We start from the raw sequence: 18,157 nt of genomic DNA on the forward strand, positions 1-18,157 counted from the left end.
GCTGCCTTAAAGACAGCTCCATTGTTTTTAAAGAACTTCAATCATAAATCACCCAATTAGTTCAATATCTATCTCCTTAAACTTTTGAATTATATTTGATGTTTTCCTTATTTTCCGTACCCATTTGCTTATAAACAAAATTAAGTACTTTTCCCTTTGCTCCAAAAGAAAAAGCGATTACCTGGTATAGGAACCGCCTTCAACTATCTTTGCAAAGTCATCAAGAGTAGTTGAATACTTCACATAAATTCGTGGTAAAAGATAAAGTTCGTCTTTAATGCCCTTCTCAGAAAATAGTTCAGGAGTTGTCGTAATTCCAAATAAATAATATTTCTTCGTTTCTTCTACGACTTTGTCATTGAAATTTCCGTATGGATACGCAAGAGCAATAACTGGTTTGCCTGTTATTTTTTGAATTTTATCTTTGGACCCTTTCAGTTCATATTCATAATTTTTTATTTCCGTCAAATCAGGATGTGTAGCAGTATGAGACTGGATTGAGATTATACCCGAATCAGCCATCATTTTTAAATCCGATTTAGATAATCGGTTTGAACGACCGATAAAGTCAGAAATAACAAAAATGGTACCACTTGGTTTAAAACGTTCGTTTTTAAGTTTTTGAAAGATAGCAAATGCATTCAGATTGTTTTTGTATCCGTCGTCAAAGGTAATGAAAATGGGTTTATTTTCTTTATAAATGTCTTGCCAACGATCAAAAGTTAATAATGTGTAGCCATGGTCTTTTAAATAAATCATTTGTTTCTGGAAATTATCAGGAGTTACATATAGCTCCTTAGAGCCCTGCCCAGTAAACTCGTCAATCGAATGATAAATTAAAATAGGTACTTTTCGTTGAGCAAAAACTTGTGATGGAAGAATTAAGATAAGAAGACATAGGAAAAACATTACAACCTTTTTCATAAAATCCCTCGCTTTGCATCCTTTTTATATCTTTTCAATTTATTGTGCCTCAAAAGCATAGTTCTATTATGATTTCTCCCATATTTGATTCTATCTCCCATTAATCAATGGTGACTTTGATAATCCCAAATGAAAAACTAATTTCTTAAAGCACTAAGGAATCGGACAAACTGCCACATTAGCTCTCTAAGAAAAAGAGCTGCCAAAGCAACTCCCTTAATGAAGTAAAACACCCGTTAGTTCAGTAAGAATAAAATCTCATTCTCCTGTTAAATGGACAGATACATTGATTCAAGCAGTTGAGAACATAGAGCCAGATTCAGTAAATACTTTGTTTGCCATGAATATCGCTATCCATGCCGACTATCAGAAATCTGGATTAAGCCAAAGACTCTTATCGGAATTTAAAAAGTTAACAACTAAAAAAGGGTTAGAAAAAATTGTACCCGTTCGGCCTAGTTTTAAAGTGGATTATCCACTTACACCTTTTGATAACTACGTCCATTGGAAACGAGAGGATAATACACCATTTGACCCTTGGATTCGAACTCATTGGAAGCTGGGCGCAAAGATTGTAAGACCAATTTATAAAGCCTTTACTGTTACTGGGACCATAAAGGATTGGGAAGAATGGACAAGTATGCATTTTAGTGAGAGTGACAGATATGTTATTCAAGGAGCTTTACAGCCTATAAGTAAGTTAGTTCCATACATACCTGCTTTCATTAGTAAAAGAAAGTGACAACCAGGGATGGGTGCCTTTACAAATTCATAAACACTTTGAATTCAAATTGATTAACTATCTTTAAAAAATATTGTATTTGTTGGTCTTCATATTAACAACCTGTCCAAACCAATCAATACTTTCCTCATAGAATGAATACAAGTAATAATACCGAAATGGAGGAAACAAACCAGTGAGTGACACAGATTTTTCAAAAGATTCTCTAGGCCCAAAAGGAAAATTAATTACTGGCCATTCAAAGGAGTTTATTTCAGATACACTTGGCTTTCTTACCCGTTTAGCAAAAGAATATGGAGAAGTTGCTAAAATTCGTTTTGGACCTTTTCATAATGTTTACCTTATTTCAAATTCAGATTTAATTAAGCAGGTACTTGTAACAAAACACAAATCCTTCTTGAAATCAAAGGACTTCTCTGCTTTAAAACCAGTAATCGGAGAAGGCCTTCTTACAAGTGAAAAAGAATTTCACATGCGCCAAAGAAGGCTTATTCAACCCTCTTTCAAAAAGTCTCATATTAGCAATTATGGTCAGGATATGATTGATATAACAATGGACTATATTTCCACTTGGAAAAACAGAGAAGAAAGGATTATTACGAAGGATATGATGAGCCTTGCACTGGGTATTATCAGCAAGACCATGTTCAGCATGAGACTCAAAGAAGGATATGGCATCCTCGGAGAACCTATAGAAGCCCTCATGAGAATTGCCGTTAAAAGAATGCGAACACTTCAAATGCCATTATGGGTACCAACTAAAAACAACCGTGAATATAAAATGGCGAAACAGAGACTTGATAAGATGATTTATAGCTTAATTGAAAAACGCAGAACAGAGGCAGAAAGACATGAGGATATGCTTGGGATTCTAATGGATGCTCGAGATGATGAGGATGGCTTAGCTATGACAGACAAGCAGATACGTGATGAGTTAATGACCATCTTCCTTGCCGGTCACGAAACAACAGCAAACGTGCTTTCCTGGACCTTATACTTGCTTTCCCAACACCCTGATGTGGAAACTAAACTTTTCAATGAAATAGATAGCGTAATCGGCAACCGTAATCTAACACCTGGCGATTTTATGAAATTAACATACACACAAAATGTTATCTATGAATCAATGCGCATATACCCACCTGCCTATATCATACAACGGGAAGTGGCGGAGGATGTGGTAATCGGAGGGTATCTTTTAAAAAAAGGCGATATGATCCTGTTAAGTCAGTATGTGATGCACCACAAGCCTGAGTATTTTGATAATCCAGATTCCTTTAAACCTGAGCGATTTGAAAACAATTTTATGAAAACCCTACCTCCATTCGCTTACTTTCCATTTGGCGGTGGTCCGAGAGTTTGTATCGGTAATCATTTTGCAGTGATGGAAGCTGTGCTTGTCCTAGCATGCATTGCTCAACGATATCGGATAAGGCTGGCTCCTGACCATCATGAAGTAAAGCCACTTCCGTCTATTACACTCAGACCGAAGCGTGGATTGCGCATGGTAGTCGAAGAGAGAAATATAGGAGGTATCCAACCAGAGGATTCTGAAATTTAGAGGAATTAAATGAACAAAGTTGTCACTCTACACCTAGGGAAGTTCCCCCCCTTAGTTCCATAAAAAAGACTGCCGCATCAACCCTAGTTTTTGAAGTAAACCAGCTAGGCGTTGACACAGTAGATAGTGGTTCTTTAAGTGATTCGTGGAGACAACAGCCAGGAACTCCTGCATACTGCACAGAAATAACAAAAGTATTGGAAAAAGCAAATAAAGAAAAAGCCCCATTCCTACGGGATAAGGTAATAGAGAAGTTATCAGCTTCTAACCTCAAACCCCGCTCAAGAAAAGGTGCACTCAGTTTAAAGTGTACCTTTTTGCATATCCATATATCCCCATAAAGTTTTGTGGAAAAATATGCTTGCCTCTTTCCTTTTTGCCGCCAAACAATCCAGAATATTATTGGTAATTCTGAGAGATTACAAAAGCCCTTCCAGTCCGATCTCAATTTTTTTCAAAACAGAATCTAAGTATGATTGTGTTTTAAATCCCTCTTCTACTAACCTCCCTCTATAAACATTGATGGATCAACGAGGAAAATGAAGCGGAAGATTTAAACAGAGTATTGAAATTCTGGTTTTCATTACTAAATTTGAACTGTTCCGGAAAAGCATGAAATGACTGCTATACTTCGGCGAAGATCGGGAATATCAGGCCGAATATAAAACTTGTCCTAAAGATTAATAGGCAAAAAGAGCTTTACTAATTGTTGATCAGTTTGGGTAAGGTTTGACCATGATAATCTATCTATAAAAGACAGTGAATATGCTGGTTTATGAACTTTCAATGGAGATTTTCTTCATTAATCGTTTTAATTTATCTTCTGTAGCTGTTCCCTCTACTGGTGTATAGATACTGCACCTTAAATCCATGTCCCCCTGGACTTGGAGAGAAGTTAAATTAAACAGCATCTTTCCGGCTTTAGCATGTCTAAATTCAATCATCATTTCTGGAGCTTTGCTCACTTGACTTTCTTGCCATAAAGATTGAAATTCCGGGTGAGAATTACTCATTTCATTAATAAATAGGTTATACCATTCATCCCCTAAGTAGTGACCATAATAGGCACGAAAAATGGCAAGAAATCCTTTAACAAAATGCTCCCAATTCACAGCTAATGTTTTTAATTCTTTTCTTGTAAATATTAGATGGATCAAATTTCGTTGGTCGTCCGGGAGTTGTTCAAAATCTAAAAATACATGAGAAGCAGCATTATTCCACCCTACAATATGACAATGTCGATCTGTAATGATAGTAGGGCAATATGTTAACTCAGCTAAAATTCTTTCCAAAGAAGGACTAAGTTTTGGCTGATCCTTCTTTCGATGAATAATGGATGATTTCACTTCTAAAGCTAAATCATATAGATACTCCCGTTCATCATTATTTAATTGTAGGGCTGTAGATATGCAATTCAATACGCTTGTAGAGACCTTTATATCCCGACCTTGCTCTAGCCACGTATACCAAGTAGTACTGACTCCCGCCAAATGTGCAACTTCTTCTCTTCGTAAGCCAGGTGTTCTTCTCCGTGTACCAGCAGGTATACCTATAGATTCAGGCTTTATTTGGGATCGCTTCGTTTTCAAAAATGAAGACAATGCTTCAAGTCTCGTTTTATCATTCATTTCTAAAACCCCCTTCATAACAATTTAACCTAGTAGTTATTATACCAGGATAAACACTCACTTGTAATAGGATAGCCACGAAGTATAATACAAGTATACTATTCATTTGGAGTGATGAAAAATGGAAAGAGTCGTTATTACAGGAATGGGAGTAGTCTCTCCTATTGGAAACAGCGTAGAAAAATTTTGGAGAAATCTGACTGAAGGGAAGTCGGGCATTTCCTCTATTGATACATTTGACGTAAGCAATCATAAAGCAAAAATTGCAGGAATTATTCGTGATTTTAATGCAGATGATATTTTAGGAAAAAATGAAGCACGACGTCTAGATCGCTTTACTCAATTTGCTTTGGCTGCTGCCGAACAAGCTTGGACTGATTCTAATTTAGATATTGATGATATCAATCTGGAAAGACTTGGCGTATATGTTGGTTCTGGGATAGGAGGAATTGAAACATTGATTGATAATGTGGATACTCTTCGAGAGAAAGGTCCAAGAAGAGTTAGTCCAACCCTGGTACCAGCCATGATTTCAAATGCTGCCGCAGCCCAAATTAGTATCAAGTGGAACGCAATGGGGCCTACTATGTCACCTGTTTCTGCTTGTGCGATCGGTAATACAGCTATTGGTGAAGCGTTCAGACTTATTCGCTTTGGAGAAGCTGATGCCGTTTTTGCAGGAGGAGCCGAGGCAGCTATAACAGATTTATCTTTAGCTAGTTTTGGTAATGCTAAAGCATTATCAACGAGAAACGATAATCCAACTAAAGCTAGCCGTCCTTTTGATGTAAATCGAGATGGATTTGTCATGTCAGAAGGAGCAGGAATTTTAATCTTGGAATCTTTGTCTCACGCTTTACGTAGAGATGCAAAAATTTATGCAGAAGTCATTGGGTATGGTGCAAGTTCTGATGCCTATCATATGGTAGCTACACACCCAGAAGGTAAAGGAGCCTATCTTGCAATGAAAATGGCTTTGAAAAACGCAAAAATTTCTCCTGAAGAGATTGATGTCATTAGCGCTCATGCAACAAGTACAGAAGTTGGAGATCGTTCTGAGACACTGGCAATTAAAAAACTATTTGAATCAAAAGCTTATCAAATCCCAATAACAGCTAATAAATCTATGCTTGGTCACATGTTAGGAGCAGCCGGAGGCGTGGAAGCAATTGCTTTGGCAAAAAGTTTACAGGAAGGAATTATTCCTCCAACCATCAACTTAGAAAAGCCTGATTCATTATGTGATTTAGATTATGTACCGGGTATTGCCCGTAAGGTGGAAATAAGTACTGGTCTGTCCAATTCATTTGGTTTTGGAGGACATAATGCAGCAATCGTTTTAAAAAAATACCAGTGAATTAACTTTCGCATCGTATTTTTAACATTAAAGATCCTCAAGAGAATCTTTAGTTAGTTACCTTAATGGATCTTTTAGGTAATTAACTAAGAAAAAGCCCTTTTTTCATCAATTAAGGGCTTGTCTCTTGTTCATAAAGTCATATTTCCCATTTACCTTTTGCTACATCGACTAATTTAGTTAACAAAACAGTTAAAATTCCTTGTCCACGATAGTTTTCTGAAGTAAACATTTTAGTTATTTAATGCTTATTCCACTCTTATTGGTATTGCACCACAAGCAATAATTCTTCATTATCTTTTTTCATCAATATAAACAAGGCTAAATTTTTCTTCGATTAAGAAAATGACCACAAAAAAGATCTAGTGCAAATGACTAGATTTTCTTTTTAATATCTTCCCTTATCGATTCAATGATAGTACCTGATAAATTTGCTGGAAGAGATGAACCATCCTCAAAAACCCATGTATTAATTATTTCAAGATCTTCTTTTTTAAAAGTAATGCTATAATCTTTATCATTGTGAGTAAAATCAGCTGTAACCGATTCTTCACCATCAAACTCGTCATCAATAATCATATTTTTTATTTCATATGGCTTCACGATATAATCTCCTTCTTATCATTCTTGTATATAGAATTGGCTTTATATGATTGTTTATTCATTTTTTTCACGCCAAATCAAAAACCGATGGGTTATATTCAGGAGATGAACGCTTTACTACGGTGAATAATAGAGATTTCCGGCTGTTGATCAAAGTAAGTAACGCTTGTCTACCAATCCTTACCTAAGTAATGATTAGTGGGTACTTTTTCTTTTCTACAAAAAACAAACTAATAATATTGGTTGACACAGGACTGTCTAATGGCTTTATTAGGATTCCCCATCTCCATTATCAAAAAATGAATCAAATCCCCCATCAAAATCCTCTGTTGCCTCTTCAAACATTTCCTCAATATCAAAACCTTCCATCATCTCAGTAAATAACATGGTCCCTAAAACACCCACTGCTAATCCACCAACCATTCCAGGTATAGCGTTTAATTGGGAAGCGCGACCATGATGATGGTTAACGGAATAAGAGAAAGGCTGTGTAAAAGCATAAGGCTGATCAATAGCTTCCGATATATATTTTCCTAATAGTTTTTCAAGTCCGGCTTCATGTTCAAGAACATTTTGATTTAAATGAAACTCACGTTTTGCTTCAATTTCCTTGTAGCCGCTTTTACAGTCAACTTCCATCCAGACCCGGATACCTGATTCTTCATTGGCAAACCGCATTTCAACTTCATTTACTTGTCCCATGAATTGTTGAGTGGGAAAAAAAGCAAATTCCTGTCCATATTGGTCAAGTTTACCCGAATCAGCTGTCTCGCGAAAACCTAATTGAGCCATTGCATTAAAAATGGATTGGATAGATTTTGAGGATTGGATGACTAGCCGGTCTACATCTTTGCGGTCAACCCCACCCTCAATATCAAGATGTGTATCCAAATAGTATGAGACAGTTCCACTAGAAATAGGTATATTCGTAGGTAGGACGTAATGAAAAGGAATGACCTTACGTTCTTTAGGGTGAATACAATCTCGATTAATTAATGGTATATGGGCAACTTCCCTAGAAACGCTTCCTTGTTTTAATACCACATTCATCATAAACCGGACAGTCAATTGATTAATTTTCTGTTCCACCTCACCACCTTGAATGACAACCTCCCCTTGAATGCTTTCTCCCGCTTGATAATTACGATTACCACATTGTAAATCTACAGTTGCGGCTCCTTTTCCTAAACTTGCTAAAATTTTTTTGAACATGCTTCCTCTTCCTTTCGAAATTATCTCAATCCGTCTTAAGAATATGTAAGTAAAATTGGGCGTAATAAGAAATGACAAGAAAACTATTCGTATTTCAGGAAATTTCTAAATTACCTTTGATAGTAATACGGCGAAAAATGAAAATTGTTTCAAATGATTTTACTGCAGTAGGTGATCTATATAAGATAATGGCGTACGTCATCTTTTTTCCAATGCTGGTGATGGACTATTGGCGAAGATGCTTATTTGAGGAAGCAAGGATATAAAGTGGCGGATCAATGGCAGCAGCAATTTGATTCGCACGTCTCACCTTCTAAAGAGAGTTAAAACACAATTAAATGAAAAAGAGAATGCCAGAGGCTAACACTTCTGCCCCTGGCATTTTTTTGAAAGTACTTTAATAACAAGAAGATCATCTTTATTAACTATTTATAAAGGTCAAATTCTCCATTTCCCATAACTTTAATAGCTTCCATCTTCTTTAAATGCATGCGCTTACATTCAATTCCGCATTTACACTTCCCCTTTTGTCAACAAAAGCGAAAGTCAACACTCAGCTTTAAATAATATCAGTTCTCTGTGCAAAGGAAGTATTCCTAGCTAATATATATATAAATAACAGACTTCACTTACAGCTTAATAGATGTAAGAACCATATTACAATTTCTGGATTAAAGATTGTAATTCATCCTGAAGCTTTCCTTTTGAAAAAGCAGCGTGCAGAATTTCATGAAAAGTATTTAAGGAAATTTGTAGTTTTTCTTCACCTAATGTAGTTAATCGTGTGTAGATACCTCTTCGATCATCTTCACATATATGCCTTTGTAATGCTCCGCAGCTTTTTGCCTCCAGCCTGCCTACCAGCCTTGAAATAGCACTTTGACTTAATCCAACCATCTCCTGTAATTGTTGTAGCCTCAATTGTTTATCGCTTGTTTTGGATAAAAAGTATAGAACGTAAAATTCTTTTAACGACAGGTTATGATTTTTTTGTAAAGCACTTTCCAGCTCATTAGTAATGCTCATTTGAATATTAGTAAGAGATAGCCAATTATCTAAATACTTCTTTTCTTGGTTGTTTGTCATGCCCATTCCACCCTGTTCTATCCTTTATAATTAATATATGGCACTTTAAATGATCATCGTCATGGATTTAATTTTAGTGCTCGGGACTTTGTTCTAAAGATGATATATTGTTCTCTTCATTTTAGACGAGTTTCTTCCTTTTGTCTAAGATTGAATTATTCCATAAAAAAAACAGTCAAAATGACTGCTCTTTTTTCATGAATTCAGTGTAACTGAACAGGATCCTATTTCATTTCCACCCCAGTTTAGTGAAAGCTTGTCTTGATCTGAAAGTGGTCCTACGCCACTTGGAGTACCGGTAAAAATAATATCTCCTTTCCCAAGCCCAAAATGCTCTTCTGTAAATTCTATAATGGTTTGCAAATCAAATAGTAAGTCTTTAATATTTCCGACTTGTACACGCTCTCCATTCTTTAACAGGGAAAAATCTAATTGTTCACATGCTTCGACACCTGGAAACGGAATAAAATCACTAACAACAGCTGAATTTTTGAATCCTTTAGCCAAAAGCCAAGGGTGCTGTTTTTGTTTTAACTGTGATTGAACATCTCTAAGTGTTAAATCCAACCCAATGGCCATCGCATCAACCATTTCATCTACTTTCATTCCTGATTCGTACTGCTTTGCGATATGTATGACAAGTTCAGTTTCAAAATGAACGGAACCCTGATTACTCGGCAAAGTAATTGATTGACCTTTTGCTTCCACAAGTGAATGAGTTGGTTTTGAAAATAAAAAAGGGGAAGTTGGTATTTCATTATTCAACTCTTTTGCATGCAAAGCATAGTTTCGACCTACACAATAGATATTTTTAATGTCTTTCATCATAAAACTCACTCTTTTCTTTTTAGAAATAAAAATTAATGAATAGTAAAAGGTAAATATTAAGAAATGATTGCAACTTTCTCTAGTCATGACAATCGTGGTTTAATAGTCAGCCAGATTAATAATCACAAATTGTTACAGTAAATAAGAATAAATCCTCCGATTTAAGTATATTTTATATTTTTCTGACTTTTTATACAACCGTTATACCTGTTAAAAGAAAATCTATTTAGAAAACATAATTTCATGTTCGTACAATATGCAAAAATAATTATAACGGATTAGAATAACTATAATGAAATTTTTCACATTCTTTGGTGGAACATAAACCAGATTTTCAGAACCAGTTCTTTATTTACACAAATAACATCGTCCCATTCATTGGGAATTGTCGCTTTTTTTATCGAAGGCGCATAGAAGGGGGATCGCCAAACTTTTGTATTTTGTACGCAAGCAAATCCCGGCGAAAAAGCCGTTTCCTGCCGTTAGGAACTGTTTTTTTTATTCACTTATTGGGTTATAGATCTGTTAAAAAAGTACTAACTACAGCTTTGAAACAAAGATTGATTAAATGATCCTCGTAAACCCCATATTAAGGGCAGCTCCACTGACGCGCTACCCCTATACTAAGTCTAAGCTCAATAGTAAGCTGTCTTGTGTAACCTGGGCAACTTCACCAAAGAGGAAACGCTATCCAAAATGAGATTGAACTGATTTATATTTTTTTGAATTAGTTGTCCTACCTTAAAATTAACAGCATATTGTTGCTCTATGTTTATAGTGAATTATTTTTGTAATTGGATCATTGAATCATTGCTAGATAGACTGCATAATTCGTGCGAGTTCTTTTTCTAAAACAGCGGGCTCGTTTGCGTAATTGTAAATCCCTAAAAACTTCTCTATAGCCTCTGGATGGGAACTGATCAGCTTATTGACAGCATCCTGCTGTTCAGATATACATTCATTCTTTGAAATTTGGCATCCCATGTGAAACCGGACCATAAACTCATATTCTATTGCCTTTTGATATTCCTCAGACATTTGATTCGATTGATCGGATTGTCCCTTATATTTTAATAAGATATTCGATAATATACGTGCTCCACATATAGCATCATGGATCCCCTGCGCCATGCCAGGATCTTTAAAACAAACCGCATCACCAACCAACGCCCATCCTTTTCCCATTCCTTTATACCAGTAATTATCATATCCTAGTATGCCTTTGACCGGTTCTGCGATTTCAGCATTTTTCAAGCGAGCACCAATTGTTGTATTAGGAAAGTTATCTGTCAAGAAATTGCGTAGACCGTTTTCCGGATTTAATTTCAACCGTTCTATCAATTCCTTATTTTCTAATGGGAAAATGCCGACAATAACATATAAATCATCATTCGTTGGAAAGAGAATGGCTGTGTTATCTTTTATCTTGTATACTTCAAATTTAGGGACATCATCGTGGCGAAATCCAGAAAAATACCCAAAATAAATACCGACTGTTGCCGGAATACTTATTTTGAGTTCACTTTTTACCAGCTTGCGAATAATAGAGGATCGGCCGTCTGCCCCCACTACCAGGCGAGCTAAAAATTCTTGTTTCTCGTAGTTGCCGTCTAAACCTTTCACGCCTAATACTGTTTCGTCATCACGGATGACATCCGTCACACGAAAACCTTCTAAAACGGTTACATTCATTTGAGATTTGGCGTGTTCAAGTAGGATATGATCGAGATAAGTCCTTCTAATACAATAACAACTGTCCTCTCCGTAAACCACAGGGATGAGACCTTCTATCACGGTATCCTCAAATTGAAATTTAATTTCCCGTACCGGTGGTGCTTTTGTTTCCAGCAGCTTGTCCAGGACACCTATTTCTCGAAGAAGAGCGACAGTATTATTGAAAAAGGTATGGGTTGATAATGTGTCCCTTGGAAAAGTCGATCGGTCCACTAACAACACATGGAAACCTGCCTTAGCAAGATAAATTGCCAGTGCAGAGCCGGCACATCCAGCACCGGGAATGATGACGTCATACATCTTATTCATCGTATCACTCCATTTTCAGATACAATTATTGACTTGCTTATCCAATAGCAGAGTTTTATAAAAATATACTACATACATAAAAGTATGGAAGTTAAAACAAAAAAAGTACAGAGAATTCCAAAGTCGATCTCCACTATGTTAAGGAATCGATTTTTTTCTTCTTCTTATAGAAGCTCCCTCAGTTAATTAAGGATTTCATCCCACTGAGTAGAGTAATTATAAAGCCCACCCTCTACCCTACTAGCATTTACAGAAAAGCATTGGTATATCGTTTGCATCTTTAAACCAATCAAGAATACAAAAGCAACAATAATGAATACCCGCACAAAATAAAAAACCATAATCCATTATTAGATTTGCCCTTGATTGGTGAAGTAAGAAAAATTCCACATATTATTTTTTATTTTGACAAACAAAAAGAGGTTCGGAATGGTCTCACCCCGAACCATGATTATATTAGAAAACTTGGTTATCCTTCATGAATTTTTACCTATTTGAAATGAACCTCACTGGATTGAAGAAATTTGTGACACTCCTGCCGAATAACTGGCTAGCCAAGACCCCACAGACGCTTGCTTTGATGAGGCTTGGCAGACAGTCGGCGGAAAGGGAGCGGATTTCTGAAATCAACAACTTTTTTAAAATAAAAACTGTAGGCAACCTTACTTTTCCTCGAGTTTTGTCTACAGTTTTGACTCTTAGCTTAAAAAGTAGAAGCTAAATCTTTTGAACGTGCTATAGCATTTTCTTTTATTTCTTGAGCTTTATCAGGCATTGCTGCATGTCCTTCAACGAATATACCTTCAAAGGAAGGCACTCCGAAGAATTGCATAATGATATTTAGATACCGGTGACCCATTTCCATTTCTGTTGCTGGTCCTTCTGAATAAATACCACCACGAGCTTGGATATGCAAGGCTTTCTTATCAGTTAAAAGACCAACTGGGCCTTGTTCGGTGTATTTAAATGATTTACCTGCAACAGCTACGGAATCTATATATGCTTTCATTACTGGCGGGAATGAAAAATTCCATAAAGGTGTTACAAATATATATTTATCGGCAGCTATAAATTGCTCACATAACTCTGAGAGTCGACTAACTTTTGCTTTCTCTTCTGCCGAAAGTTCTTCAAAGCCCTTTCCAGATTGAAGTTTCCCCCAACCACTGAAAACATCTACATCAATTTGAGGAATATTTTCTTTATAAAGGTCAATATTCACAATTTCATGGCTAGGATTTACTTCTTTATAAGTGTCAATAAATGCTTTTCCAACGGCCATACTGTAAGATTGTTTATCATCATGAGGATGAGCTGTAATGTACAATACTTTAGTCATTCTGTATCTTTCCTTTCTTTTTACATATTTGAACATTCTATTTTGTCTTGGAAAGTCAACATTTATACAATTGCTCGAACTAAAATATCTTTAATTGATATGTATAAAATTATCCGTTACCCGCCCATAAAACAGCAGATTTAATGAAGGTATAAATCTTCTTTCAAGTTGTGAGAAAGAGTGTGAATTTTGGATATGATATAACAAAACAAACCGGTTATTTTTAGGAGGCTTAAGGAAATGACGAATTCAATAAAATTTGATCTGCACACTCACCATGAACGATGTGGACATGCTATCGGCACAATTGAGGATTATGTAAAGCAAGCCATTGAATACGGCTTGCAATATATTGGGATTTCTGATCATTCTCCATATTTTTATAGTGAGGACGACCATCTCTACCCAACTATTGCAATGGCAAAAAGTGAACTTGTCCCTTATATTGAGGAAGTACTTCGCTTAAAGGAGGAATATAAAGATAAAATTCACGTGTTATTAGGAATGGAAAGTGATTTCTTCCCTGACCACATTGAAGTCTATCGTGATCAATATCTTTTACACCCTTTTGACTACATAATTGGATCTGTTCATTATGTTCAAGACATTAGCATTTTTAAAAAAGGGCGTTGGAATGGTTTAACTTCTAAAGAACAGGCAAGATTAAAGAATGAATACTATGAATTAATACAGAAATCTGCTAAAAGCGGAGTGTTTCAAATCTTAGGCCATATTGATGCAATGAAAGGGTTTTATCCTGCCTTTTCATCCATTGAAACAGACAGTATTGAAAAAACTTTAAAAATCATTAGTCAAGAAGATATCGCCATTGAGATTAATACCTCTGGTAAAACAAAAGAGTGTGGTGGGTGGTATCCAGCAGATGACATTTTAGAACGAGCTCTTTTCTATAATGTGAAGGTAACATTTGGATCAGATTCGCATACACCTGAACGTATTGGCGATGAATTTGAACAAGTTAAAAAAAGACTAAAGGAAATCGGCTTTTCTGAGTGGGCTTACTTTGTTAACAAGCAAAGGATTCTCACTCCACTTTAACCTTCCACTCAATAGGATTAGAACAGGTCCGGTAGCCATTTTCCATTCTAACCAGGTCTCGTATATCATAACAATCATAACCCTGTTTCCCTATTTACCATAAATAGCTATATCACGAGAAGTGTTACCATATAATAACGTATCGAAAATAGACATGTGTGTGTCTTTAGTCTTCCTATATTAGTTGGTCAGGACCCCACTTTATAAAGTTCCTACTTGCCTAGCTATAAAGTTGATCAGGTCTGTACGAGATTTTTCCATTCGCACCGACTGCTCAAGGTCATATTTTTTGTGATTTTGGAGTTTACGGTGGCGGTCCTCCCCCCATTATAGGCTATTGCGGTTTCTGCTAAAAATAGTATATGAAAAAGCCGACCTTTTAATGGTCGGCTTCTTCAATCAATCCGTCCTTTTGTTAAAAAGCTAGAAAGGAGCTATGATTTATCCCCCTAGCTGAGGTAGAATAGAAACGTTTATTTCTTTTAGGAAGAGTTCCTCGCTTTCATTATATAGCTGAAGCTGGTCTGTTTTTAGTTCCCCGAGTTCGCCTCGTTTCCCCGCTGTTCTACTTGTACCTTGTCCCCTACTTCAATGGACAACAAATCCTCACCTACTATAACTTTTCCATCATATGTTTTTTTTGTTCTTTCGAGCAAATTAGCTTTTTCTTCTGTTAATCCATCCAATAATACAATATGTGAGTACACAGCAAGTTTTGGTTGTATTTGGCTAAAGACTTTACCTGCTTCCTCCGGTGTAGTGTGAAGATCAAGTATATTGGCTATTGATTCTGATTCATTATCAGGTCTTGCAGCTGCAACCTCATGAATAACTACGTCAGCATCTTTAGCAAATTTAATTAAATTTTCATTATAGCGGGTGTCACCTGAGATGACTACTGAATGTCCTTTGTAATTAACCCGATAACCGAAAGCAGGCTCGATTGATTTATGGTCAACCTTGAAGGCTATTACTTCAATTCCCTTTTTTTTATAGACACCCCCCTCCTTGATATCATTTGCGACGATACTTGCTCCTTCAACGTTTCCATTTCCAGAATCATCTCTTGCATCCAAATCGGCTTTAAATGCTTTATTCATATGTAACATCATTTTCTCGGTTCCCTTAGGTCCCCAAATCTTAAATGCCTGCTCTCTTTTCCCTCCTGTTGGTAAAGAACCTGTAAGCCATACGTCTGGTATGCCGATTGTATGATCCGAATGCAAATGAGTAAGAAATAACTGGTCAACACTGCCTGGTAACATATTCGCTTTATATAATTGTAAAGCAGTACCACGTCCTGCATCAAAGAGGAGTTTTTCATCACCAACTTCTACAAGTGTAGATGGACCGGAGCGGGTTGTACTTAAAAGAGGAGAACCTGTTCCTAATAGAGTTACTTTAAAGTCCGTTTGCTGTTCAGCTGTTTGGCCAAAAGAAGGAAGAAATAATGATAATGATAGAATTATTGAAACCCCTAACAAAAAAACAAAAGAAGTATTCCTTATTCTTTTCTTCATAACAAAAACCTCCTGTCAGATTATTTTTTCTTTACACAAAGAAGAATAAATTTCTGTTTTGAATGTAAAACATAGTTTCGTAAATAGTTCCACAAACTGAATGTTACAATATTTATAATATTCAGTCAATAACACTCAAAGTAAAATCATGTATACTAATTCAACCTTCCATCAAGACAACAGGACTCAAGCTGAAATAATCTTACAGAATATTGGATTTCATATTGGATCAATTGTTCATACTAAAGAAAAATATCTGTTAAAGAAGGAGTTTATATGCCAAACAAAAAAAATAATAACCATTATCCAGCTCAACATAAAAGTCAGGTTAGTAAATTAAATTACAACGGAATGGAAGTGGATACTGATGTCAATGAAGATCCTAATCGGGAAAAATTATTAGATGAATCATTTGATTCTTTTCTAAAATCGAAAGAAGGACAGGAATATTAGAGGAGGAATTGTGGTCGCCATTGTCCTGTTTTAAAACGTTTTTATATTTTTCCCAATTCAAATGGGCCCTCATGAAGCTTTTGAGCGGCCCATTTTTTATCTTTATCAACGAACATTTTTTTCTTCTTGGTGTACCGCCAGCAAGCGCTGAATTATGATGTCTTAGTGCACTAAAGCTCCCATTAATTGAAATTGACGATATAATGTTAGTGGAATGATTGTATTAGCAAAAGGAGGTTCGTTTCTATGAACATTTTAATATTGGGTGCAACTGGTCGAGTTGGGGAGCACTTAGTTACTTATGGTCTGCAAGACAGACATCATGTTACAGTTTTGGTTCGCACTCCAGAAAAGATTGGAATGAACGATGCCAATTTAACCATTATTCAAGGTAATGTACTAATTAAAGATGATATCGGACGTGCCATGCATGGGATTGATGTAGTTATTAGTGCACTGAATACTGATGGGGCAACCACTTTATCAGCAAGTATGCCACTAATTATCGAAGCAATGGAAAAAGAAGGTATCCAACGAATTATTACCATTGGAACAGCAGGAATCCTGCAAAGTAGAACAACCCCAAATACTCTGCGTTATCAGTCAAGTGATTCAAAGCGTAGGTCTACCCGCGCAGCGAAAGAACATCATAAAGTTTACGAAATACTTAAACAATCAACACTTCAATGGACTATTGTCTGTCCTACGTATTTACCGGTTTCTTTTGGACGAAAGAAGAATTCTCCATTACCTTGTTCATGAACTTTCTATTCCAATGGGCTATATTTCCCCTCCAAAAATAGCCACATTCTGCCTGTCAGGAGCAAACGCCAGCCCGTTCCATTTCAATACAGTCTGTACAAACCCCAGTGAGTCGGCATTATATCTCCCTGCGATCCTCTGATACGCTTCGAGCTCATATATGCCATCCCTATTGTAATCAACCGGATATAAACCAGATAAAGGATTGACCCATCCTTCTATCGGCGCCTTCAATACACCATCCTTGTTATAAATTTCAGATAAATATTCCTTATCTTTATAAGTAAGGTCAAGAATGTACCTTTCTTTAAGGTAATAACTGTTCACCTTTGCTTTGTATTGGTTTTCATAATTAACATCGTATTTATAGGTTTCATTGAATGCGTCTGAATTAAAAATGGTCATGAGTTGACCGTTAAGATATGAAAAAACATACGCATAAATGGAACCACCGCTTCCTCCTGTATCAATGACCACTAAAATGTCATCCCCTTTGTTACCTGTAAAATCACCCAGAAAAAGGGTCGGATTATATCCTGCGTTATTTTTCATGGGAACTTGTTCATATTGATTAGTCCTCCCATTATGGATAACCAAAGTTACATTCTCCCAAAAGGGGCTATCAGGGGCTTTGTTTGCGGTAAGAAAAACATTGTCCTTTGTCCCATCCCCATCAATATCGCCTTGCTTTGAGGTCACTGTGACTGTTCTGTATAAGTTCATTTCCCTTGAAAGAGCAGATTGGAGGCTCAATTGCATGTCTAGCAGTTCCTGCTTTGAAGGATAAGGATTTGGAAACGACAAGACGTTATCAATCGTTTGCATCGCTTCCCTTGTTAAACCGGCCCTACTTTGAGTCTCAGCCAAACAGTACCAATAATAGGGGTCATTCGTTTCTTGTATTTTTGTGTAATAGTAATGGATCACTTTTCTGATGTCATACGTATCCAGCTTAATCCCCCCTGCCTCTTTATTATCCATATGAATTATATGCGGGAATTTAGTGAATAATCTTGAGTACATATCTATTACTGGAAACA

General features: G+C 36.3%; 17 protein-coding genes and 1 pseudogene. 7 read left to right on the top strand and 11 right to left on the bottom strand.

All coding sequences use genetic code 11. The features are described from left to right. Nucleotides 1-177 precede the first annotated feature (177 nt). Nucleotides 178-924, bottom strand: a complete 747-nt coding sequence (locus J7J00_RS06360; RefSeq protein ID WP_214788941.1) for a polysaccharide deacetylase family protein — start codon at nucleotides 922-924, stop codon at nucleotides 178-180. A 286-nt stretch (nucleotides 925-1,210) separates the two neighbouring features. Between J7J00_RS06360 and J7J00_RS06365 the strand changes: the two genes are divergently transcribed. From J7J00_RS06365 to J7J00_RS27925, 3 genes and pseudogenes are all read left to right on the top strand, one after another. Next, entirely contained in the window at nucleotides 1,211-1,666 is a 456-nt protein-coding gene (locus J7J00_RS06365) for a GNAT family protein (protein ID WP_214788943.1), read from the top strand. Nucleotides 1,667-1,841: 175 nt separating this feature from the next. Then, complete coding sequence (locus J7J00_RS06370) at nucleotides 1,842-3,227, top strand: cytochrome P450 (RefSeq protein ID WP_214788946.1); 1,386 nt, start codon at nucleotides 1,842-1,844, stop codon at nucleotides 3,225-3,227. A gap of 98 nt (nucleotides 3,228-3,325) precedes the next feature. Next, nucleotides 3,326-3,568, top strand: a pseudogene (locus J7J00_RS27925) (hypothetical protein); the annotation flags it as partial. A 432-nt stretch (nucleotides 3,569-4,000) separates the two neighbouring features. On the opposite strand, the gene J7J00_RS06375 reads toward J7J00_RS27925, so the two are convergent. Next, a complete protein-coding gene (locus tag J7J00_RS06375) occupies nucleotides 4,001-4,855 on the bottom strand; it encodes a helix-turn-helix transcriptional regulator (protein WP_214788949.1) in 855 nt (284 codons plus the stop codon). A 121-nt stretch (nucleotides 4,856-4,976) separates the two neighbouring features. Between J7J00_RS06375 and fabF the strand changes: the two genes are divergently transcribed. Beyond that, nucleotides 4,977-6,212, top strand: a complete 1,236-nt coding sequence (fabF, locus tag J7J00_RS06380; protein ID WP_214788952.1) for a beta-ketoacyl-ACP synthase II — start codon at nucleotides 4,977-4,979, stop codon at nucleotides 6,210-6,212. 139 nt (nucleotides 6,213-6,351) lie between these two features. Here fabF and J7J00_RS28840 read toward each other — a convergent pair whose 3' ends face one another. The 7 genes from J7J00_RS28840 to J7J00_RS06410 all read right to left on the bottom strand — a co-directional run bounded on the left by J7J00_RS28840 (nucleotide 6,352) and on the right by J7J00_RS06410 (nucleotide 13,323). After that, nucleotides 6,352-6,444: a hypothetical protein gene (locus J7J00_RS28840; RefSeq protein WP_396020496.1), complete on the bottom strand. Its 93-nt coding sequence runs from the start codon at nucleotides 6,442-6,444 to the stop codon at nucleotides 6,352-6,354. A gap of 143 nt (nucleotides 6,445-6,587) precedes the next feature. After that, nucleotides 6,588-6,815 (bottom strand): hypothetical protein, encoded by a 228-nt coding sequence (locus tag J7J00_RS06385; protein WP_214788956.1) that lies wholly within the window; start codon nucleotides 6,813-6,815, stop codon nucleotides 6,588-6,590. 270 nt (nucleotides 6,816-7,085) lie between these two features. Continuing rightward, nucleotides 7,086-8,027, bottom strand: coding sequence for a sporulation protein (locus J7J00_RS06390; protein ID WP_214788959.1), 942 nt, complete (start codon nucleotides 8,025-8,027; stop codon nucleotides 7,086-7,088). A 657-nt stretch (nucleotides 8,028-8,684) separates the two neighbouring features. Beyond that, on the bottom strand, nucleotides 8,685-9,113 hold the full coding sequence (locus tag J7J00_RS06395; protein ID WP_214788963.1) for a MarR family winged helix-turn-helix transcriptional regulator: 429 nt from the start codon (nucleotides 9,111-9,113) through the stop codon (nucleotides 8,685-8,687). Between the two features lie 195 nt (nucleotides 9,114-9,308). Continuing rightward, on the bottom strand, nucleotides 9,309-9,938 hold the full coding sequence (locus J7J00_RS06400; RefSeq protein WP_098371727.1) for a fumarylacetoacetate hydrolase family protein: 630 nt from the start codon (nucleotides 9,936-9,938) through the stop codon (nucleotides 9,309-9,311). 816 nt (nucleotides 9,939-10,754) lie between these two features. Further along, nucleotides 10,755-11,984: an NAD(P)/FAD-dependent oxidoreductase gene (locus J7J00_RS06405; RefSeq protein ID WP_214788966.1), complete on the bottom strand. Its 1,230-nt coding sequence runs from the start codon at nucleotides 11,982-11,984 to the stop codon at nucleotides 10,755-10,757. A gap of 703 nt (nucleotides 11,985-12,687) precedes the next feature. After that, nucleotides 12,688-13,323 carry an FMN-dependent NADH-azoreductase gene (locus tag J7J00_RS06410; protein WP_214788969.1) on the bottom strand — a complete coding sequence of 212 codons (636 nt, stop codon included), beginning with the start codon at nucleotides 13,321-13,323 and terminating at the stop codon, nucleotides 12,688-12,690. 240 nt (nucleotides 13,324-13,563) lie between these two features. On the opposite strand from J7J00_RS06410, the gene J7J00_RS06415 reads away from it, so the two are divergent. Continuing rightward, nucleotides 13,564-14,382: a histidinol-phosphatase gene (locus tag J7J00_RS06415; RefSeq protein WP_214788972.1), complete on the top strand. Its 819-nt coding sequence runs from the start codon at nucleotides 13,564-13,566 to the stop codon at nucleotides 14,380-14,382. Nucleotides 14,383-14,912: 530 nt separating this feature from the next. Here J7J00_RS06415 and J7J00_RS06420 read toward each other — a convergent pair. Next, a complete protein-coding gene (locus J7J00_RS06420) occupies nucleotides 14,913-15,902 on the bottom strand; it encodes an MBL fold metallo-hydrolase (protein WP_214788976.1) in 990 nt (329 codons plus the stop codon). 276 nt (nucleotides 15,903-16,178) lie between these two features. On the opposite strand from J7J00_RS06420, the gene J7J00_RS06425 reads away from it, so the two are divergent. Continuing rightward, entirely contained in the window at nucleotides 16,179-16,355 is a 177-nt protein-coding gene (locus J7J00_RS06425; protein WP_214788979.1) for a hypothetical protein, read from the top strand. A 246-nt stretch (nucleotides 16,356-16,601) separates the two neighbouring features. Continuing rightward, on the top strand, nucleotides 16,602-17,117 hold the full coding sequence (locus J7J00_RS06430; RefSeq protein WP_214788982.1) for an NAD(P)-dependent oxidoreductase: 516 nt from the start codon (nucleotides 16,602-16,604) through the stop codon (nucleotides 17,115-17,117). 18 nt (nucleotides 17,118-17,135) lie between these two features. Here J7J00_RS06430 and J7J00_RS06435 read toward each other — a convergent pair whose 3' ends face one another. Further along, the gene (locus J7J00_RS06435) at nucleotides 17,136-17,876 is read right to left on the bottom strand and encodes a VCBS repeat-containing protein (RefSeq protein ID WP_286201246.1); all 741 of its coding nucleotides are present in this window, start codon (nucleotides 17,874-17,876) and stop codon (nucleotides 17,136-17,138) included. Nucleotides 17,877-18,157 lie beyond the last annotated feature (281 nt).

The sequence above is a fragment of the Bacillus sp. ISL-4 genome (genome assembly GCF_018613275.1).
GTDB classification, from domain to species: Bacteria; Bacillota; Bacilli; order Bacillales; family DSM-1321; genus Peribacillus; species Peribacillus simplex_E.